Annotated in this window: 16 protein-coding genes, 1 tRNA gene and 2 pseudogenes; 13 read left to right on the forward strand and 6 right to left on the reverse strand. The window is 45.0% G+C overall.

The features are described from left to right. Positions 1-120: 120 nt before the first annotated feature. The 3 genes from JXR92_RS15265 to JXR92_RS15275 form a co-directional block, all read right to left on the reverse strand. Positions 121-474, reverse strand: a complete 354-nt coding sequence (locus tag JXR92_RS15265; protein ID WP_117965358.1) for a hypothetical protein — start codon at positions 472-474, stop codon at positions 121-123. Positions 475-542: 68 nt separating this feature from the next. Next, a complete protein-coding gene (locus JXR92_RS15270; RefSeq protein ID WP_174647008.1) occupies positions 543-860 on the reverse strand; it encodes a hypothetical protein in 318 nt (105 codons plus the stop codon). Positions 861-1,021: 161 nt separating this feature from the next. After that, positions 1,022-1,177 carry a hypothetical protein gene (locus JXR92_RS15275; protein ID WP_226791197.1) on the reverse strand — a complete coding sequence of 52 codons (156 nt, stop codon included), beginning with the start codon at positions 1,175-1,177 and terminating at the stop codon, positions 1,022-1,024. Between the two features lie 706 nt (positions 1,178-1,883). Between JXR92_RS15275 and JXR92_RS15280 the strand changes: the two are divergent. The 9 genes and pseudogenes from JXR92_RS15280 to mobV all read left to right on the forward strand — a co-directional run bounded on the left by JXR92_RS15280 (position 1,884) and on the right by mobV (position 12,449). Further along, a pseudogene (locus JXR92_RS15280) lies at positions 1,884-3,167 on the forward strand (site-specific integrase). Between the two features lie 63 nt (positions 3,168-3,230). Further along, entirely contained in the window at positions 3,231-4,517 is a 1,287-nt protein-coding gene (locus JXR92_RS15285) for a PDDEXK nuclease domain-containing protein (RefSeq protein ID WP_131225325.1), read from the forward strand. 12 nt (positions 4,518-4,529) lie between these two features. Then, on the forward strand, positions 4,530-5,594 hold the full coding sequence (locus tag JXR92_RS15290) for a hypothetical protein (protein ID WP_131225326.1): 1,065 nt from the start codon (positions 4,530-4,532) through the stop codon (positions 5,592-5,594). Between the two features lie 221 nt (positions 5,595-5,815). After that, positions 5,816-6,124, forward strand: coding sequence for a DUF3853 family protein (locus tag JXR92_RS15295; protein WP_117701267.1), 309 nt, complete (start codon positions 5,816-5,818; stop codon positions 6,122-6,124). An 11-nt stretch (positions 6,125-6,135) separates the two neighbouring features. After that, entirely contained in the window at positions 6,136-7,203 is a 1,068-nt protein-coding gene (locus JXR92_RS15300) for an AAA family ATPase (RefSeq protein WP_206897523.1), read from the forward strand. 211 nt (positions 7,204-7,414) lie between these two features. Continuing rightward, a pseudogene (locus JXR92_RS15305) lies at positions 7,415-7,582 on the forward strand (toprim domain-containing protein); the annotation flags it as partial. A 562-nt stretch (positions 7,583-8,144) separates the two neighbouring features. Beyond that, on the forward strand, positions 8,145-9,953 hold the full coding sequence (locus JXR92_RS15310; protein ID WP_004308094.1) for a reverse transcriptase/maturase family protein: 1,809 nt from the start codon (positions 8,145-8,147) through the stop codon (positions 9,951-9,953). Positions 9,954-9,957: 4 nt separating this feature from the next. Beyond that, entirely contained in the window at positions 9,958-10,890 is a 933-nt protein-coding gene (locus tag JXR92_RS15315) for a toprim domain-containing protein (protein WP_226791199.1), read from the forward strand. 200 nt (positions 10,891-11,090) lie between these two features. After that, positions 11,091-12,449 carry a MobV family relaxase gene (gene mobV, locus JXR92_RS15320; RefSeq protein WP_131225329.1) on the forward strand — a complete coding sequence of 453 codons (1,359 nt, stop codon included), beginning with the start codon at positions 11,091-11,093 and terminating at the stop codon, positions 12,447-12,449. A gap of 162 nt (positions 12,450-12,611) precedes the next feature. On the opposite strand, the gene JXR92_RS15325 is transcribed toward mobV, so the two are convergent. Further along, complete coding sequence (locus JXR92_RS15325) at positions 12,612-13,751, reverse strand: IS481 family transposase (RefSeq protein WP_094582489.1); 1,140 nt, start codon at positions 13,749-13,751, stop codon at positions 12,612-12,614. A gap of 158 nt (positions 13,752-13,909) precedes the next feature. On the opposite strand from JXR92_RS15325, the gene JXR92_RS15330 reads away from it, so the two are divergent. Together JXR92_RS15330 and JXR92_RS15335 are read left to right on the forward strand one after the other, a co-directional pair. Continuing rightward, on the forward strand, positions 13,910-15,115 hold the full coding sequence (locus JXR92_RS15330) for a hypothetical protein (RefSeq protein ID WP_131226407.1): 1,206 nt from the start codon (positions 13,910-13,912) through the stop codon (positions 15,113-15,115). A gap of 6 nt (positions 15,116-15,121) precedes the next feature. Beyond that, a complete protein-coding gene (locus JXR92_RS15335; RefSeq protein WP_131225330.1) occupies positions 15,122-15,577 on the forward strand; it encodes a hypothetical protein in 456 nt (151 codons plus the stop codon). Between the two features lie 220 nt (positions 15,578-15,797). Here the strand turns inward: JXR92_RS15335 and JXR92_RS15340 are convergent. Next, a tRNA-Ser gene (locus JXR92_RS15340) sits at positions 15,798-15,882 on the reverse strand. Between the two features lie 553 nt (positions 15,883-16,435). Between JXR92_RS15340 and pflB the strand changes: the two genes are divergently transcribed. Next, positions 16,436-18,664 carry a formate C-acetyltransferase gene (gene pflB, locus JXR92_RS15345; protein ID WP_117600363.1) on the forward strand — a complete coding sequence of 743 codons (2,229 nt, stop codon included), beginning with the start codon at positions 16,436-16,438 and terminating at the stop codon, positions 18,662-18,664. A gap of 1 nt (position 18,665) precedes the next feature. Further along, the gene (gene pflA, locus JXR92_RS15350; RefSeq protein WP_138345567.1) at positions 18,666-19,391 is read left to right on the forward strand and encodes a pyruvate formate-lyase-activating protein; all 726 of its coding nucleotides are present in this window, start codon (positions 18,666-18,668) and stop codon (positions 19,389-19,391) included. 68 nt (positions 19,392-19,459) lie between these two features. Here the strand turns inward: pflA and JXR92_RS15355 are convergent, their stop codons facing one another. Continuing rightward, the gene (locus JXR92_RS15355) at positions 19,460-21,664 is read right to left on the reverse strand and encodes a glycoside hydrolase family 3 N-terminal domain-containing protein (RefSeq protein WP_138345569.1); all 2,205 of its coding nucleotides are present in this window, start codon (positions 21,662-21,664) and stop codon (positions 19,460-19,462) included. Positions 21,665-21,690: the final 26 nt, after the last annotated feature.

Raw genomic sequence — 21,690 nt, forward strand, 5'->3', positions numbered from 1 at the left:
CACTTTTTTCAGAATAGTCGTGTGACAATCTTTAATTAATGGGCGCAAATATACGAAAAGAGAATAAAAATCAATGAATCTGACAACAAAAGACATTAACTGTCTACAAATAATAACACTTTAAAACACAACGGGATTCACTACTATCCGAGCCCTGCAGGAATACTTCCGCATAACCTTTCTGCAAATAAAGAACAAAAAATCCGCTACCTGCAACGATGACGCACGATTGGCCGCACAACCGGGCACATTTCCTTTTCCAGCGAATGGAGCATCGCAGGCGGTTGGATGGAAGTTTTGATTACTCACATACTCATAACCGCCATACGTCCAATGCGTGTCTACATTCCCATTATCCGGGTCTGGCATATCCCACAAAGAAACACCAAACCGTGTATACCGGCGGGGAATGGGGAAGAGGAGATAACCTTTCTTCAGTATCTCCGTTGTCATGGGGCTCATTTCTTTTTCCATCTTTGTCTATTCTTAATTCGATAACATGACAAAGGTAAGGGACCAGCCAAGGGGATACAAATAAACAGTTAGAATCGGCTAAAAATTAATGAAATAAATAAGATGGCGGAAGAGGGACTCACCTCATCCTCCACCACCCTATATAATAATATACTAAAATAATCAGAATGTATTAGAAATACATTCTCTATTTTGCATATTTTTATTAATAAAACATGTTGCAAAGTTAGAATGGGAGAGACGTTGGCGGCTGCCATGCCATGAAGGATAGCACCCTCAAAGTTACTTTTCAATTCACTAATGATTTCACCTTTATAGGTAATACAATCCTTTTTAAGACCAAGAACTTTGCCAAACAAGCAATTGTCTTCTTCACCGTATTCCACGCTACCGAAATGTCCTTTGTACTTTAACTGTCCTATACTATTTTGTTATCTTTTGTTCTTTACTTTATTAATATTTCTCAATCAGTCTATTCTCACGAATATAAGTTAGTAATTGTTCATCACATCTCCTTTCATTATATTCGACGGATGCGGCTTATGCATTATATACGAATTTTTCCATCCGAACTAACCAATTTACTTCCTACCCCCAACTCCTCCCCTTCCTCCTTGAAGTAGCCCAGCACCTTGGCTGGCGTGAGACGGCAGCGTTCCACGCTTTTCAAGCGGCTCTGAAAGATGTAGCGGGAGCGCAGCATGAGGTATATAGTTCAAGCTACGGTGCAAGCGGTGCTGAAGGCAGGCTCTGACATCTTCAGCGGAGAGTTTCATTCCTTTGTTTGGGGTTGCTTTCATTGTAATGGTTATTTTAGAATTGACTGTTGATGTGACGGATTTGCAAAACGCATCATCCATCTGTGCCGGATGCATAATGCACACCGGGCAAACGGATGATGCGTTGGGAGCAAATGCACGTTGCGTTTTCGCTGATAAAGCCTTAATGAGCATTAAGGGTTGTTATATAATATAATATTAACCGCTGCCGGTTTGGAGGTTAGCGGAAAACATGTACATTTGTAATGTGTTTTTCATAGTATTAGATTTAAGGTTAACAAAAGATTGGCTGTCTGGGATAGATGGCCTTTTTTATGTTGTTTTCTGACCTGCTTCGTAGGATTAAGTTTTTAATAGATAAATACTTTAAGGCAGGCACAAGGGGATAAAAAAAGTCCCACAAATCATTGGATTTGTGGGACTTGTGTGTTTACTGTCCGTTTTTTCCGGTTAATTCAGCGGAGAGACAGGCTCTCGAACTTATACTTTCACAGAATCTCATAAAACCGCAAACAACTGATAATCAAGTGCAAATTACAATATAGAGTAAAACTAAATGTTTCTAAATGTCTTTTGCTATCTCAATAATTGGGTGTATATTTGGGTGTAGAATTTCAAACGCACCCAATTATGAATATCAAGCGTAACATCATTTTTGCATTGGAGAGCCGGAAAAAGAACGGTGTGCCAATCGTAGAGAACGTACCCATCCGTATGCGTGTCATCTTTGCCAGCCAACACATCGAGTTTACAACGGGCTACCGGATTGACGTAGCCAAATGGGATGCAGACAAGCAGCGGGTAAAGAACGGATGTACCAACAAGCTAAAGCAGAGTGCAGCCGAAATCAATACGGACTTGCTGAAATACTATGCCGAAATCCAGAATATTTTCAAGGAATTTGAGGTGCAGGAGGTTATGCCAACGACCCAACAGTTGAAGGAAGCTTTCAACATGAGAATGAAAGACACCAGCGAAGAACAGCCGGAAGAAGCCCCTGTCAGCTTTTGGGAGGTGTTCGATGAGTTTGTAAAAGAGTGAGGTAACCAGAATAACTGGACGGCATCCACCTATGAAAAATTTGCAGCAGTGAGGAACCACCTCAAAGAGTTCAAGGAGGATGCAACGTTTAACTATTTCAACGAGTTTGGATTGAACGAATACGTCAACTTCCTGCGTGACACTAAGGATATGAGAAACAGCACCATCGGCAAGCAAATGGGATTCCTCAAATGGTTCCTGCGCTGGAGTTTCAAGAAAGGACATCATCAGAACATTGCATACGATACATTCAAACCGAAACTGAAAACCACCTCGAAAAAAGTAATCTTCCTGACTTGGGATGAACTGAACAAGCTGAAAGACTACCAGATACCCAAGGATAAGCAATACCTGGAACGTGTGCGTGACGTTTTCCTGTTCTGCTGCTTTACGAGTTTGCGGTATTCGGATGTTCGCAATCTGAAAAGAAGCGATGTGAAATCCGACCACATCGAAATAACCACAGTCAAGACTGCCGACAGCCTGACGATTGAACTGAACAAATACAGTAAAGCCATACTGGACAAATACAAGGACATCCATTTCGAGAATTACATGGCTCTACCCGTCATCAGCAACCAGAAGATGAACGATTACCTGAAAGAGCTGGGCGAACTGGCAGAAATCAACGAGCCTGTACGCGAAACCTACTACAAGGGAAATGAACGTATTGATGAAGTCACACCCAAATACGCTTTGCTCAGTACCCATGCAGGAAGAAGGACATTCATCTGCAATGCGCTGGCTCTCGGAATCCCGGCACAGGTGGTCATGAAATGGACGGGGCACAGCGACTACAAGGCTATGAAACCCTACATTGACATAGCGGATGATATTAAGGCGAACGCCATGAACAAGTTTAATCAACTATAAAAGTATCAAACAGTTTCATAGATAGTTACCAATGACTATATTTGTAGAAATTATCATCACATTATGAGCAACAAGGAATCCAACATAGAAAAAACGAATTTTGATGCATTCATTCAAGCGGTCGGTTCGGAAATAGAACAGGCACAAGTAAGGCTGATTGTTGCAGCCAATGCACAAATGCTGTTCCATTACTGGAAGGTAGGCAATTACATCCTTTATCACCAGCAGCTACACGGATGGGGAAGCAAAATCATCAAGCAGTTGGCAAAGGCTATCCGACTGCATTACCCTGAGAAGAAAGGCTATTCGGAACGTAACCTTACCTATATGTGTCAGTTTGCAAAAGCATATCCTTTAAGAGCGTTGCAAAGTTTCATAGAAACAGATGCAAGACTGATAGCACCAAACGTGAAGAAAATTGAGGATGAAGTACACTTCTTAAACGATTTTCAATTTACGCAAGAGCCTCTTGCGCAAATTCAATCTGCTGATAACAAAGAAATGATAATCACGCAAGAACCTCTTGCACAAATCCACAATGTTACCAAAACTGTATCTGATATTTACCAAATGGAAATTAAGGATATAGAAAGCGTATTCATGACATCACCTGTTGCAAGAACTAATTGGGCAAGCCATGTGATTATGCTTAACAGTTCACTTCCATTGGGTCTAAGCTACTGGTACATGAAGCAGTCTGTGGAAATGGGATGGAGCAGTAATGTATTGAAATTACAGATTGACAGTGATTTGTATAGCCGACAAATCAGCAACAACAAGGTTAACAATTTCACGACCACACTTCCGGCTCCACAAAGCGACCTTGCCAATTACCTGCTCAAAGACCCGTACATCTTTGATTTGGCAGGAGCCAAAGAAAAAGCAGACGAAAGGGATATTGAAGAACAGCTGGTGAAACACGTTACCCGCTACCTGTTGGAAATGGGCAACGGTTTTGCCTTCGTTGCCCGGCAGAAGCACTTCCAAGTAGGAAACAGCGATTTCTTTGCCGACCTGATTTTATATTCCATTCCGTTGCACGCATATATTGTCATAGAATTGAAAGCCACTCCTTTCAAGCCGGAATATGCCGGACAACTCAACTTTTACATCAACGTGGTGGATGATAAGTTGAGAGGGGAACACGACAACAAGACCATCGGTCTTTTGTTGTGCAGAGGGAAGGACGAAGTGGTTGCCCAGTATGCCCTTTCCGGCTATGACCAGCCCATCGGCATCAGCGATTACCAATTGAGCAAGGCAATTCCCGAGAAATTGAAATCAGCGTTGCCCAGCGTAGAAGAAGTGGAAGAAGAACTGGCTTCTTTCCTTGACAAAGACCCCCAATAATAAGAGTATGCCATGCAGAAAACGATAATAACCCTCATTCCTCAATACGGAGAACTGAACAGAATCTGCAAAGACTGGATTGTAAGCCATACTTTCTCTTTTGAAAAGCAGAAATTCATCGTTGATTTCTACTCGGAATGGAGCGATATAAAGGCTTTTGAGCGAGCTATCCTTGAACTGGTGCTTCATACACCGCCAGAACCATGTGCCCTGCTGCTGAAAAGCCTGAAAAAGGAAGTCAGAGAATACACACGGCTTTATGAAGCTTACCGCCTTCCCCATGATGAGGTGATTATGCGTGTATGCAACCAATACGCAGACAGCTACAAAGAAGCCATCAAGGAAGAGATGGAAGTGGTGAACAGGCTGCGCAAACCGATGAACGAAGCCAACAACCGCTATGATTCCATCGGCTACCGAGAGCATACACCCGAAGAAGAAAAGCTGGCGGAAAGAGAATATGAGCGTTGCAAGGCTGAATATGAAAAGGGGAAAGCCCAGCTGGACCATCTTTATGAGCAGCAAACCCTTCTCTGGAAAGAGGCCCGGCAATACATGAAAAACCGTTGCGATGACATCTACCTGCTTAGCGTACACTTCATGGGCATCCTGACCAAATATGTACCGGACGAAGAAAGCCAACCGAACGAAGCAAACAGGCAGAGCCGTACAGACAGCCAGCCGGAAACTGAAACGGCAACCGCATCGGCTACGGCTACAACAGCCGGATTGCCTGAATATTTCAGCATGAAACTGATTTCCCTCATTCATGAAGTTTGTGCAGGGGAACAGTTTGAAGACATTACCGCACCGGATTTCTATGCCTGCATGAATCTGCATCCCTGCCAATGCGTATTGAAAATAAAGCCAAGGGAAAAGATACGGGTATGCTATCTGATTTCCCTGATGAGGGAGCAGTTGCCGGGGCAGGATAAGGACAAATGGAAGGAAGCCATCCTGAAACACCTAAATATTGATGAAAACTATTACAAGTCCAAGTACAGGGAACCCGTCTCCGATTTACCCAGCATTCCCAATCAAAAGTTCGTCAAAGAAATGGGCGGAATATTCCGATAACCCGTGATATTCCAATATATTTTACGACATGACCACTTATACCACTCAAAATAATTTTTGAGTGGTATTTTTATTTCTTGATATTCAGCGATATAACAGAACAATCCGTATCTATCATCCACATACTTACCACTCAAAACCCTACCTAATTTTGCATCGTTCGAGAACAGAAAAAACAGCCTGTGCGCAGGGCTATTGTCAAACAACTAATCATACGGACGATGAACAACCTCAAAGAACTGTTAGTGAAACCCGTCTGGCAGATGACAGGCGAAGAGTTCCTTTTTCTAAGCAGACACGCTTCGGTACAGGCAGAAGCGCAAACACAGCCGACCACCGACACGGAAAGAAAGTACGTGTACGGCATACTCGGCATAGCCAAGCTTTTCGGGTGCAGCCTGCCCACAGCCAACCGCATCAAGAAAAGCGGAAAGATAGACAAAGCCATTACCCAGATTGGACGCAAGATTATCGTGGATGCGGAACTGGCGCTGGAACTGGCTGGCAAGAAAACCGGAGGACGCAGATAAAGGAGGTGATTATGGACTATATAAAAGAAATATCACCCGAACAAGCCGTTATCCTCTGGCAGGAATCCCGGCTAAGTCTGTCAAGATGTTACGAAAAAGCCCCCGAAATTCTGAAAGTACACGGCTCTGTCATCGGGACGCTGGGCAATTTCAGTACATCCATCGGCAAAGCCAAGAGCAAGAAGACCTTCAATGTATCGGCTATCGTAGCTGCTGCATTGAAGAACGGTACTGTGTTACGATATGCAGCTGAACTGCCCGAGGAAAAGCGGAAAGTGCTTTATATAGATACGGAGCAAAGCCCCTACCACTGCCTGAAAGTGATGAAGCGGATCCTGCGGATGGCAGGATTGCCCGACGACAGGGACAGCGGTTATCTGGAGTTTCTCGCTTTGAGAAAATACACCCCGGAACAGCGCATCAGCATTGTAGAACAGGCTATCTACCACTCACCGGATATTGGGCTGGTCATCATAGACGGCATCCGGGATATGGTGTACGACATCAACAGCCCCGGTGAATCCACCCGCATCATATCCAAGCTGATGCAGTGGACGGACGACAGGCAGATTCATATCCATACGATACTGCATCAGAACAAGGGGGATGAGAACGCAAGAGGGCACATTGGTACGGAACTGAACAACAAGGCGGAAACAGTCCTGCTGGTGGAAAAGGACAAGGGGAACAGCGACATCAGCCATGTTTCCGCCATGCACATCCGGGCGATGGATTTCGAGCCTTTTGCATTCTGCATCAACGACAGAGCCCTGCCCGAACTTGCGGAAGGCTACAAGCCGGAAGCAAGGAAGCCGGGAAGACCCTCGGTGGAAAAGTTTGACCCTTACAAGGATATTTCAGAACCGCAGCACCGTGCCGCACTGGAAGCCGCTTTTGCACTGAAAGAGGAATACGGCTACAAGGAGCTGGAAGACACCTTAATCAGGACTTATCTGGCAGAAGGGGTTAGACTGAATCACCAGAATGCAGTGGCGCTTATCACCATGCTGCGCAACAAACGGATGATAGTGCAGGAAAACGGCAGGAAGTATTCCTTCAAGCCCGATTACCACTATTAGCCGACAATCCCGAAAATCGCTTCACTTTATTCCCGTATCCTATATATACGACAATTTAGTGAAGTGATTTCAGAAACAGACAAATCACTTCACTTTATTCCGAGGGTCTATATATTAGGAGTTTAGTGAAGTGATTGTACTGACCGCATACTTTTAAGAGTTGCGGGCAAAAAGAGAAATAATCAAAGCACTCACTAAAAACGATTTCCTTATGAACATCGAGACTGCAAAACAAATCAATCTGGCTGACTACCTGCACAGCCTGGGGTATTCACCCGTCAAACAGCAGGGTATCAACCTTTGGTACAAATCTCCCTTGAGGGAAGAAACAGAGGCTTCCTTCAAAGTGAACACCGAACGCAACCAGTGGTACGACTTCGATGCGCCCATATAGGCTACACAATAAATATCTCTATGGCAAGAGATTAGGTTAGAGTTCAACAGACCTATCCTCAACGACTTAGCTGGAGGAGAAATCCAAAGGTGACAAAAGCATGTCGGTAAAGTCATTAGTCAGCTAAATACCAAGCTGCGACTGCATGGCGAGAGGAAAAGACAGACACAAGGATGAAGCCTGATTGGTTGAACGATAGTTCTGCTGCACACGTACCAGCCCCGACGAAAGGTATTTGATTCACGTCGGGCTGAAGCACCCCATGTAAACCGAAATTACAATGGAGCAGGAGCTGGCTTCAGAGCAACCACAATAAGTGGAATAGGAACGTAAGTCGCATCCGACAGTCTGCCGAGCCAAACAGTTATTGTGAAAGCAAATGGGGATTCCCTAAATCAGAATGCCGTAAGGCTATGGGCATAGGACCCTGAATATCTGACATGGGAACGGAGCTTCCGTAGTAGTCCGAGCAAGGGAAAGCCTTGTACATGGCGAAGGGAAGCAGTTAGATAACTTAATACAAATAATGGAAAATGTGTGAGACATTATGAGAAGTCCTGAGCAAGTATTAAAAGCTTTAAACAAGCATGGTAAAGTTTCGGATTACAAGTTCGAAAGGCTGTACCGTATCTTATTCAATGAGGAGATGTTTCATGTTGCTTACCAGCGTATTTACGCCAAACCAGGCAATATGACACCCGGTACGGATGGGAAAACCATCAATCGGATGAGTCTTCAAAGAATAAACAAAGTCATTGCATCTTTGAGAGATGAGTCTTACAAGCCTAATCCGGCAAAAAGGATATACATACCCAAGAAAAACGGTAAGAAAAGACCGCTTGGAATTCCTTCCTTTGAGGACAAACTTGTACAGGAGGTGGTGCGCATGATTCTTGAAGCCGTCTATGAAGAGGTGTTTGCAAACACCTCACATGGATTCAGACCAAACAGAAGCTGCCATACCGCATTGACCCATATCCAAAAGACATTTACAGGTACAAAATGGTTTGTGGAAGGAGACATTAAAGGATTCTTCGACAACATAGACCACAATGTATTGATTGCAACTTTGCGGAAACGGATTGCCGATGATAGATTTCTAAGGCTTATCCGCAAGTTGTTGAATGCGGGATATATTGAAGACTGGAAGTTTCATAATACAAACAAGGGAACTCCACAAGGCGGTAATATCAGTCCTATACTGGCAAACATTTATCTTGATAATTTTGACAAGTATATGGAAGAATACGCCCTACGCTTCAATAAGGGAAAAGAAAGACACATCACCAAAGAATACAAGCAACTTAGCGATAAGATGCAACGCATCCTTAAAAGCATCAAGAACATACAGGATGCAGATGTCAGATTACAGCTTAGGGATGAGTATGAGAAACTGAGACGTGAAAGGCAAAAGATTGAGAGCAGAGACAGTATGGATGAAACATACAGAAGGCTTCGATACGTAAGATACGCAGATGATTTCCTCATTGGTGTTATCGGAAGCAAGGCAGAGTGCGTTAAAATCAAGTCGGACATTACCAAGTATATGGAAGAAAACCTCAAGCTGGAACTGTCACAGGAAAAGACATTGATAACAAACGCACAAAAGCCCGCGAAATTTCTTGGCTTCGATGTTTCAGTCCGTAAGTCTGATGCTATCAAGCGGGACAAGAACAATGTGCCAGCCCGTTATTACAACGGTAAGATAGTCCTAAAGGTCGCCATAGAAACGGTGCGGAACAAACTGGAAGAATACAGCGCCATCAGATACAAGGTAGAAAATGGCCGACAAGTTTGGTTTGCAAAGTTCAGAGGCAATCTTATGAAGAAGAAAATCGAGGACATAGTGGCGGCATATAACTCTGAAATCAGAGGGTTCTACAACTACTACTGCATTGCCAACAACGTGGCATACGCGCTCTCAAAGTTTGGATACATCATGGAGTACAGTATGTACCATACCATTGCAGGAAAAACCAATAGCACTGTAAGCAAAGTCATTGACAAATATAAGGTTGGGAATGACATTATAGTGCCATATCAGGATGCAAAAGGTAAATTACGGTACAGGAAATTCTATAATGAGGGATTCAAACGTAAACCACCAATGTACTATACGGAGGTAAACGACTTATCCTACACAATCGCAATTCCACAGCCGACACTTACTGAGCGATTGGATGCGAGAACATGTGAATTATGTGGAAAAGTCGGACCTGTAGTCATGCGTCATGTCAGAAAGCTAAATCAGCTTAAAGGAAAAACTGAATGTGACAGGCTGATGCTTGAAAAGCATAGGAAGACATTGGTTGTCTGTGAAAAGTGTTATGCCAAAATACACAGCCATGCTAAATAAAGTCATGTTATCAACGGAGAGCCGTATGCGTGGAGACATGCAAGTACGGTTTGGGGGCAGGTACGGGAAAACCTACTGCCGAAAGGCAGTAAGGCGTTCTGTACCGAGCCTACGTTTAGGGAAAGGGGGCGGCATCATTGAACTGGCTGCACACCTGTATGCTACCGACCATGTACCTTACCTGCTGGAGCGGATTGCGGAACAGACACCGCATGTACACCCGGTATCTTTCTCTTTTGGCAAGCAGGACTCTTTCGGTCCGAGCTTCCAGCAGCTGGAGATAGTACCGTTATCATCTCCTGCCCTGCTTGCATACCTGCAGAAAAGAGGAATAAATCTGGAGCTGGCAAAAAGAGAATGTAGCGAAGCCCGTTACACCCACAACGGCAAGCGTTACTTTGCCATCGCCTTCCCTAACGGCTCGGGTGGGTTTGAGGTTCGTAACCCCTATTTCAAGGGCTGCATCGCGCCCAAGGAAATCTCCCACATCAAACAATCGGGGAAAGCAAGGACTTCCTGCTATGTGTTCGAGGGATTCATGGACTATCTTTCCTTTCTGACATTGAGAAAGGAGAGCTGCCCGGATTATCCGGAATTGGACGGGCAGGACTACATTGTATTGAACTCCGTATCGAACGTGAACAAGGCTCTCTATCCGCTGGGCAGCTATGAGCGCATCCACTGCTTTTTCGACAACGACCATGCAGGACTGGAAGCACTCCGGCAAATCCGCATGGAATACGGCAGAGACCGATACATCCGGGACGCTTCGCAGATTTACAGAGGATGCAAGGACTTGAACGAATACTTACAACAGCAGAGAGCCGGAAAGCAGGCGGAAGCCATCCGGATGAAAGCTGAAACAGCAAGCCGACAAAAGGGAAAAGAAGCCACCGGGGAGGAACCAACCAAACGGGGCAGAGGGCTCAGCATGTAGGGACGGGCGCGTGGACTTTTCCATGCTGAAAAAGTCGTAGCTCATTAGGGGATTTTTCGAGCCGCATTACAAGTAACGCTAAAAATCCCCCAATGAGCCAACGGGGTTCCACCCCTCTGGACACCCCCGATGAACGGCTATGCCGCCCCCAAGAGGGGTAAGAAAACAAATGTCTAACGAATCAGAAAGAAAGGAAGAACATGGGATTCGCAGTATTGCATCTTGACAAAGCGCACGGGTCGGACAGCAAGATGTCCGACCACATCGAAAGAAAGACCACCCCGAAGAACGCAGATCCGACACGGACGCATCTCAACCGTGAGCTGATTGAGTTCCCCAGTGGAGTAACCAACCGCAACGAAGCCATCAGCCACAGGCTGAAAAGTGCCGGACTGACACGCAAGATAGGCACCAACCAGGTACGTGCCATCCGCTTCATCCTATCGGGAAGCCCCAAGGACATGAAGCAGATAGAGCAGGCAGGCAAGCTGGATGAATGGTGCAGGGACAGCGTGGAATGGATGAAACGTACCTACGGCAGCGAGAACGTGGTTTCGGCCGTGCTGCACATGGACGAGGAAACACCCCATATCCATGCCACCCTCATCCCTATCGTCCAGACTGAACGCAGAAAGAAGAAGTCAGAAAAGCTGGTGAAGAAAAACTACCGCAAGAAACCGAGCGGTGCAGCACGGCTGTCAGCCAATGACATCATGACCCGGCATAAACTGAAAGCCTATCAGGACGGGTATGCACTGGCTATGGCCAAATACGGATTGAAGCGAGGCATTGTCGGCTCGGAAGCCCGGCATACCACCACCGCCCAATACTACCGTGACCTGCTGAACCAGACAGAGGACATACAGGAAAACATCGGTCTGTTGCTTGCCGAAAAGGAACGGGCGGAAAGCGAGCTGGCTAAAATCAAAAGTGAAGCCAGAACCGAGCAGTTGAAAAACAAGGCTACGGATGCCATGACAGCCATTGCCAGCGGTGTCGGTTCTCTTTTCGGTAGCGGTAAGCTGAAGGAGCTGGAACAAGCCAACGGAAAGCTACAGGGTGAAATAGACAAACGTAACAATCAGATTCGTCTGCTGAACGACCACATGAGGATGCAGGAAGAGCGTCACAGCACAGAGAAACACTGCCAGCAGGAGGTACACCGACAGGAGCTGAACATGAAGGTGAAGAAAATAGAAGAGCTGAATGAAATCATCGGCAAAGCGTTCAAATGGTTCCCCATTATGAGAGAAATGCTGCAAATGGAGAAGTTCTGCAAGTCAGCTGGATTTACACAGGAAATGATAGACGTACTTTTGGCTAAAAGGAAGCCCATCGTTTGCAGTGGCAAGCTGTACTCCACACAGCATAGACAGTCATTCAAAATAAAGGATGCGGTCTGCAAGATTGAGGACGATTTGACCGAAGAACATAAGTTGGTGCTGACCATAAACCGACAGCCCATAGTACAATGGTTTAAGGAACAATGGGAAAAGTTAGAGCAGAATCTGCGTAATTCGGTGCAGAGAGAACAAAAAAACAGAGGATTCAAATTATAAATTCGTTCAACATAAAGCAAAATCTCGATTAAATGACTAATTTTACATTTGTGTAGAATCATCTACCCAAGAATAAAAAATCAAAGAAACGGTATGTTCATCTGATTGCTTAGGATGAAGCATAATTTGTAATAGTCAAGACTTGTTCTGACATTTGTTTTACTATCGGACAAAAAAACTGTCAGATGTTTGTTGCGAAGTTACACAAGTTTCATCATCCTCACAACCGAATGAGATTTTATCCTGCTCATTCGGTTTTATCATTTCCTGATTTTGCAGTTGATACTTTCTTGCCACAGCGATTCCTTCGATAAAAGTTTGCATGGGCGTTTTCCCGAAACAGTACTTTCCAGAGTGTGTTCTTTGGGTATTGTAGGAGTTCATCCACATATCAAGGTCTGCTTGCAGCTGTTCGATAGAGGTATAGATTTTCTTTCTGAATGCAATAGCATAGAACTCATTCTGCACGGTTCTGTTAAATCGCTCACATATACCGTTTGTCTGAGGGCTTTTCGCCTTAATCTTAGAATGATCAATGTCTTCCACAGCCAAATACAATTCATACTCATGATTTTCTCTGTTTCCGCAGTATTCTGTTCCTCTATCTGTTAGCATACGCATCAGTTTCAAGTCATGCTGCTCGAAAAAAGGAATAACCCTATCGTTAAGCATATCGGCAGCAACAAGCGCATTCTTTCTGTCATACAACTTGGCAAATCCGATTTTGGAGTAAGTATCAATGACGGTCTGCTGATAAATGTGTCCCACACCTTTGATATATCCTACATAATAAGTGTCTTGGGCAAGTAGAAAACCGGGATAATAAGTTTCTATCTCTCCATGAGCCTGCTTTTCTTCTTTTGCTTTTTCCAATGCCGCCACTTGGTTCTCATCAAGGATAATGCCCTCTTGTTCCACTTTGGCTGACAATGCTTTCAGGCGTTTCTGGAAGGTCTCCATATCGTGCCGTAGCCAAATGGAACGCACTCCGCCCGGCGAAATAAGAATACCTTTCTTACGTAGCTCATTGGATACACGGACTTGCCCCAATGCAGGATTGTCTATCGCCATCTGTACGACTGCCTGCTCGATGTGTTCTTCCACACGGTTCTTTATGACAGGCTTACGGCGAGAAATCTCCTGCAAGGCGACTTCACCGCCTTGTTCATACAACTCTTTGAAACGATAAAAACTGTCACGACTGTAGCCCATAACCTTACAAGCACGTGATACGTTTCCTAACTGTTGGGAGAGTTCAAGCAATCCCAGTTTGTTCTTGATGACCTTTTCTGATGTTGTCATAACTTAATCTGTTTTCTGTTACAAATTTATTCTTTTTATACGTAACTGTCAGATTAAGTCTTGACTAATTCACATAATTGGCTCACGTTTCTCATCATCCATTTAGCCACTCGAATGGGGCCAATAGAGTATATGATACGAATATGAATAAAATGTTCATGCCTTTTATGGTGCTTGTCTGCCTGCTCTTAACGGCTTGCGACAAGGATGATGTTTTACCAGCAAGACCCATGGAGTGGTCATATGAAATCATTACGCCTGCAAACGTCCAATTTTTAAAATCAACCACAGACGTTTCTCCGTCCTATTTTTTTGAGACGAATGGCAAGGGAGGCAATATGGTAATGACTTGCGAGAATTATGATGTGCTCAACCCCATATCAGGAGATTCTTACGTATACGATTGTGGATGGGCCACCCTCAAGATAGAAGGCAATCAGGTGAAAATTCACTTTCCTCCATCGACTTCTAATGATGTTGCACACGAAGAGATTCAGATTTCAGCCAATGATGGAGAAAGAAAGGTTTATACGCTTATCTGTTTATCCAGAGCTATTAACAATGATGGACCAACAGATCCAGAACAAGAACCTATACCAGAAGAAGCGAAGTTCAAGATGATAATGTCCGAATATACTCCCTTTATGAGGATTGAAAGTCCGCTGCCGGCGCCTCTCGATTTGATTACCTTTCGAATCACGGATATAAACGGTGAATATTCACCCATAGACATCCCTGAGTTCACACACTATTATGATTCTATTGTGTGGAGCGCAGATGATTTTCCTCACACATTCAAAGTGGCTGAAAACAAAGTTTCTGCAGAAAGCGCAGAAACACATATCACTACACAATGGAGTTCGCACTTCTTCAAGAGCGGTACGGTAAAGAGCCATCTGAAAGGCTACCGCGATGGAAAAGTGGAATATGAAACTTCGCATCGCATCACGCTTTATGACCGCGATTTTTTGGGACTTGAATGGGGCGCAATTAATCTACAGAAGCCTACGAATCTGACGGCCTATTGTCTGTTGGATCGAAATTATGAGTACAAGTTGTATGACATTGTTGCCAAGGGCTATAATCCTTATTCTCTATTTGTCCCAGTAAACCATAAATTGCTGCCGGATGCAGACTTTCTGCCGACAACTAAAAAGGCAGTCATGATACTGATGGAAAACAGTATTGGTACTGGAGAAAATGCCAACGGCAAAGAAAGTCTATTCAAATGTCTGCCTGAAAAAGGTGTAGTGGCTGAAAGGTATTGGGAAAACGAAACCACCCGCATGCTGATGTTGCATCAGCTTCCTGATGAGGAGGAATCGGCAGAAGAAAGCTATTATTTGCATATCGAACCTAAATAAGTATTTATGAATAGAGTAATTATCACATTCCTATTTTTTATCGGAATAGCCGTATCATCTTGCACAACCTCTAAAAGCGTTGTGTCGCAAAATGCAGATTTGTCTAAATATGAATATGCCTCAATCATCAACAATGACACCTATCACATTCCTGCCCAACTGATGGAATACGAAATACAGTTGTTTGATGCAGTAGAAGGCTCTCGACTTACGTTGGTCAGTGATATGCGTATAAATGAAATGACTGCAACACAACAGTCAAAACTGCTTATGGTAAAATATGGGGTAGATATTTTAGAAGAAGAATCCATTGTAACTGTGAATTTCATAGATTTCCTCACGGGTCGCCCGATAGCTTCATGTCGTGGTGCATACAGTACATTAGGATTGAGCGTATCTGCAGACATTAGAGGTGCTATAAAACGTGTTGCCAAACAAATTGAAGCCACATTTCCTAAGTAATGCAATGCCACTTAAATAACTAAAGGTTGCCTATCTAATGCATTCGCATGTACATAGGCAACCTTTGATGTATCTTTTTATTTTAAGAAGAAATAGTATCTTGTTTAATAAACCCCAGCAAAAATCCATTTCTTAAATAATACAAAAACACCCAGTTTTACATTCTTGGGTGTAAAACTGGGTGTTTATTTTGCAATTTGCTGATTTTCAGCATTTATTGCGGAGAGACAGGGATTCGAACCCCGGGTGCCTCGCAGCACAACGGTTTTCAAGACCGCCGCAATCGACCACTCTGCCACCTCTCCAAAACTTCTTTTTCAGAAGTGCTTTTCTTTTAAAGCGGTGCAAAGATACAAATCATTTTTTATTCTACAAACTTTTCTGCACAAAAACAGAGCAATTATACCAAAATTCTTGTTTATACCCACTACGGAACGAACATAACGGCATTTAGGCTGTTTGTTAAAATTTATCAATGGCAAGATAATATTTTATAACTTACTGAATATCAGTATGCTTACAAAGAGTCACATTCAGTATACGATTGAACCCTATTCAGTATACGACTGAATGGCATTCACTATACGACTGAATTAGGTTCAGAATACGACTGTTCTTAAACCTACATTATTTGTAAATAATGCAGATTATTATCCGATTCTTGTTTCTGTTCGTAAACCACATATAAAGAAAGTATTAGCATCTCTACTCCCCCGGACATTCACTACCTAATAATAGTTATTTTATGCTGTTCAACATAAAAAGGGGAATCTCTCTTATAAAATTACGGAATTTATTCAGTATTTTTGCGCGCTCTAAAGGATAACATTATCTAACCTACTAACAAAAACAAATTTTATGGAATTGAACAAAACCTTTACCAATGGGCTTTGGAGCAAAGAAATCAATGTCAGTGATTTCGTCAGTAAAAACATCGCACCCTATACCGGAGATGCATCTTTTCTGCAGGGACCTACCGAACGTACCAAACGTATCTGGGACATCTGTCTGAAAGCTCTCGAAGAAGAAAGAAACAACAATGGCGTCCGTTCACTGGACAATAGCACCGTATCTACCATTACTTCTCATAAAGCCGGATATATTGATAAGGACAATGAACTCATTGTCGGTTTGCAGACCGATGAACTGTTGAAACGTTCCATCAAACCTTTCGGAGGCATCAACGTGGTAGCAAAAGCATGCCGTGAAAACGGAGTGGAAGTGGACGATAAAGTAAAAGACATCTTCACCCATTACCGCAAAACACATAACGACGGCGTATTCGATGTATATACCGAAGAAATCCGTTCCTTCCGCTCATTGGGATTTCTGACCGGTCTTCCCGACAACTATGCCCGCGGACGTATCATCGGTGACTACCGGCGTCTGGCACTCTACGGCATCGACCGACTTATCGAAGCCAAGCAGGAGGACTTGCGTAACCTTACAGGCCCGATGACCGAAGCACGTATCCGCCTGCGCGAAGAAGTGGCAGAACAAATCAGAGCCTTGAAAGATATCAAAGTAATGGGTGAATATTATGGGCTTGACCTCAGCCACCCGGCTACATCTGCCCAAGAAGCCGTGCAATGGGTATACATGGCATATCTTGCTGCCATCAAAGAGCAGGACGGTGCTGCCATGTCACTGGGTAACGTATCTTCTTTCCTCGATATTTTCATCGAATACGATTTGGCTCATGGAAAGATTGACGAGACGTTTGCGCAAGAACTGATAGACCAGTTCGTCATCAAGCTGCGCATGGTACGCCATCTGCGTATGCAATCATACAATGATATCTTTGCCGGTGACCCGACTTGGGTGACCGAAGCCATTGGCGGCCGTTTCAACGACGGACGCGTGAAAGTCACCAAGACTTCTTTCCGCTTTTTGCAGACGCTATACAACCTCGGTCCTTCTCCGGAACCGAACTTGACCGTATTGTGGAGTCCCGAACTGCCGGAAGGTTTCAAGGATTTCTGCGCCAAAGTTTCTGTAGATACCAGCTCCATTCAGTACGAAAACGACAACCTGATGCGTGAAGTGCGCAACTGCGACGACTACGGCATCGCCTGCTGTGTATCCTACCAAGCCATCGGCAAACAAATCCAGTTCTTCGGTGCACGTGCCAACCTTGCCAAGGCCCTGCTGCTTGCCATCAACGGTGGCCGTTGCGAAAACACCGGAACTGTCATGGTGAAAGGTATTCCCGTATTGACCGGCGAAACACTGAAGTTTGAGGAAGTTATGGCCAACTACAAGAAGGTACTGACTGAAATAGCCCGTGTCTACAACGAGGCCATGAATATCATCCACTACATGCATGATAAGTATTATTATGAGAAAGCCCAGATGGCATTCATCGATACCGACCCACGCATCAATCTGGCATACGGTGTCGCCGGCCTTTCCATCGCCATAGACTCACTGTCCGCCATCAAATATGCCAAAGTCACTGCACGCCGCAACGAAATCGGCCTGACCGAAGGTTTCGACACCGAAGGCTCATTCCCCTGCTTCGGCAATAATGACGACCGTGTGGACCACCTGGGAGTAGACCTCGTTTACTATTTCAGCGAAGAACTGAAAAAGCTGCCTGTCTACAAGAATGCCCGTCCCACCCTTTCCTTGCTGACTATCACCTCCAACGTGATGTACGGCAAGAAGACCGGTGCCACTCCGGACGGACGCGCCAAAGGTGTTGCCTTTGCTCCGGGTGCCAACCCAATGCACGGACGTGACAAGAACGGTGCCATCGCTTCCTTGAGCTCCGTAGCCAAATTGCGCTACCGCGACTCGCAGGACGGCATCAGCAATACGTTCTCCATTGTTCCCAAATCACTGGGCCCGACACCGGAAGAACGTGTAGAGAACCTGGTAACCATGATGGACGGCTACTTCACCAAAGGTGCCCACCATTTGAACGTAAACGTACTGAACCGCGAAATGCTGGAAGATGCCATGGAACATCCTGAAAAGTATCCGCAACTCACCATCCGCGTTTCCGGCTATGCCGTGAACTTCGTGAAGTTGAGCCGCGAGCATCAGTTGGAAGTCATCAGCCGTTCATTCCACGAAAGAATGTAATATGATAAATGTACACTCCTACGAAAGTATGGGAACATTCGACGGGCCGGGTCTCCGGCTCGTCGTTTTCCTGCAAGGATGTCCGTTCCGTTGTCTGTATTGTGCCAATCCGGATACGATTGATGTAAAAGGAGGCACTCCCACCACTCCGGAAGAGATTCTGCAAATGGCTATCAGCCAAAAGGCATTCTTCGGGAAGAAAGGAGGTATTACTTTCTCCGGCGGTGAGCCTACCCTGCAAGCAGAAGCGCTGATTCCTCTTTTCAAGGAGCTGAAGGCGAACGGCATCCATATCTGTCTGGACAGTAACGGAGGCATCTGGAATGAAAAGGTGGAAGAGCTCTTTAGTCTGACTGACCTCGTGCTGCTGGACATCAAGCAATTCAATCCCGAACGCCACCGCACGCTAACGGGACGGAGCAACGAACAGACACTCCGCACCGCTGCCTGGCTCGAAGAACATGGGCGCCCCTCCTGGTTGCGCTACGTACTGGTTCCCGGTTACAGCGATTCGGAAGAAGACATCCGCCTACTGGGTGAAAGTTTCGGCAAATACCGGCAAATACAACGGGTGGAAATACTTCCTTATCACCGTCTGGGCGTTCACAAATACGAAGCCATGGGATGGGATTACAAATTGAAAGAAGTAAAGGAAAATACTCCGGAACAACTGGAACGGGCAGAAAAACTGTTCAAAGAGTATTTCACGAATGTGATAACCAACTAAAACAGAAAAGCAAGGCTGTCTGGAATCATATCCGGACAGCCTTGCTTTTCATTTATAGGACAAGAACCCTATTCTTCCAAGTTATAGGTAATCTGCTGTACATCATCACTACTGCCACCCACCATAAAGACGAAATCACCAGGTTCTACCATATAATTCATCTCATTGTCATAGAATCCCAGTGCATCGTCAGTTATCTGAAAAACTACAGTTTTGCTTTCACCCGCATTCAGATGAATTTTCCTGAAGCCCTTCAATTCCTTTATCGGGCGCGTAACAGACGCTACCTTATCTTGCACATACAACTGGACTACTTCCTCTCCTGCACACTTACCGGTATTAGTCACTTTTACCGATACCTCCGTATGGACGCCTGCAGCCTTGCCCGGCAGCAGTTTCAAATCAGAATATCCAAAATCCGTGTACGAAAGCCCATATCCGAAAGGATAGGCAGGCTCAGTGGAAGCATCGATATAAGATGCCTTATAGGTCTGTTTCAATGCGGTAGGGCGGCCGGTGCTCTTATTCTGATAATAAATGGGAATCTGTCCTACGTGTGCAGGAAATGTTATGGGCAATTTAGCCGAAGGATTATACTCTCCCCACAACACATTGCATATGGCATTGCCGGCCTCACTTCCCAGCCACCAAGTACACAGTACCGCATCAGCATGTTCCCTTATCTCATTGAAGATTACCGGACGCCCACACATGACAAGAGCAATGACAGGTTTTCCAGTCTTTGCCAGTTCCGACACCAGCTTCTGCTGCCCCTCGGGTATGGCTATATTCACTTTGGAAGCCTTCTCGCCACTCTGACCGAATCTCTCGCCTACCGCCACAACAATGACATCCGAAGCCTCAGCAGCCTGCAATGCTTCCTGCAATCCGGTCAATTGATTGCTCTTCATATCATAGCCTTCAGCATAGTTCACCTCCAGTCCTTTCCGGACCAGTGCATCATACAAGGTCACCACTTTGCTCCGGTCCGTAGTGGCGGCCCAAGCGCCTGCCATATCGTATTGGGATTTTGAGAGTCCTCCTATCAAGGCTATCTTCCTCGTCTGTGCCGTCAACGGAAGCACGGATTCCCTATTCTCCAGCAATACAACGGAACGCTCGGCCATACGGAGCGAAGCATTGCGGACTTCGGGTGCATTGAGTATTTTGGCTGCTCTTTCCGGATTACAGTAGCGAAAAGGGTCCTCAAACAATCCCAACTCATATTTCTTCTCCAAAATACGCCGTACTGCATCATCAAGCACACTCTCCTTTACTTTCCCTTCTTGAACAAGCTCCTTCAGATAAGTCAAGTAGCAGGTACTTACCATCTCCATGTCCAGACCAGCATTCAGCGCTTTGGCTGCGGCATCTTTCTTGTCAGCAGCATAACGGTGGTTCACCAATTCCTCTACCGAATTATAATCAGACACAACAAATCCCTTAAATCCCCACTGCTCTTTCAATAGCCGATTGAGCAAGAAATCATTGGCAGTACAAGGAATATTATTAAAATCATTGAAAGCACTCATCACGGTAGCTGCTCCTGCCTTTATGGCCGCCTTATAGGGAGGCATATAAAAATTGGCAAAGTGGCCCATTGACATATCCACACTATTATACTCCTTTCCTGCTATCGGTGCACCATATCCGGCAAAATGTTTCATACATGCCATGACAGTCGTCGTGTCCGCCAAATCGTCTCCTTGCAAGCCTCTGACACGCGCCTCCGCTACCCGAGAACCATAATAAGGGTCCTCACCGGCCCCTTCCATGACGCGTCCCCAACGTGCGTCCCACGAAATATCCACCATCGGGGCAAAAACCCAGTTCAAACCATCGGCGGCACTTTCCAAAGCATTGTAGCGTGCAGCTTCCTCAATCATGGCCAAATCAAAACTTGCAGCCTCGGCAAGCGGAAGCGGAAACCCGGTACGATAGCCGTGGATAACATCCAGTCCGAAAATTAAAGGAATGCGCAAACGCGACTGCAGAGCAAGTTCTTGATAACGGCGTATGTCCTTTACTCCTATCACATTCAGCATAGAGCCTATTCTGCCTTGCCGGACATACTCTTCTTTAGGAATATTTCCACCGTCGGGTCCGGTAAAATTCCCCCGGTAGGTGCATTGTGCAAGCTGGCCTATCTTTTCGTCCAGCGTCATCTGTTTCATCAAATCGGAGATAAATTTCTCCTTCTCCGTAGTTTGTGCCGAGGTAAAGCTGTTACCAAATCCCCACAGACAAACCATCAGTATTATTATCTTTTTCATACCGCCATTCTTGTTTTGATATTTAT

The organism is Bacteroides parvus (assembly GCF_017309675.2).
Lineage (GTDB): Bacteria > Bacteroidota > Bacteroidia > Bacteroidales > Bacteroidaceae > Bacteroides > Bacteroides uniformis.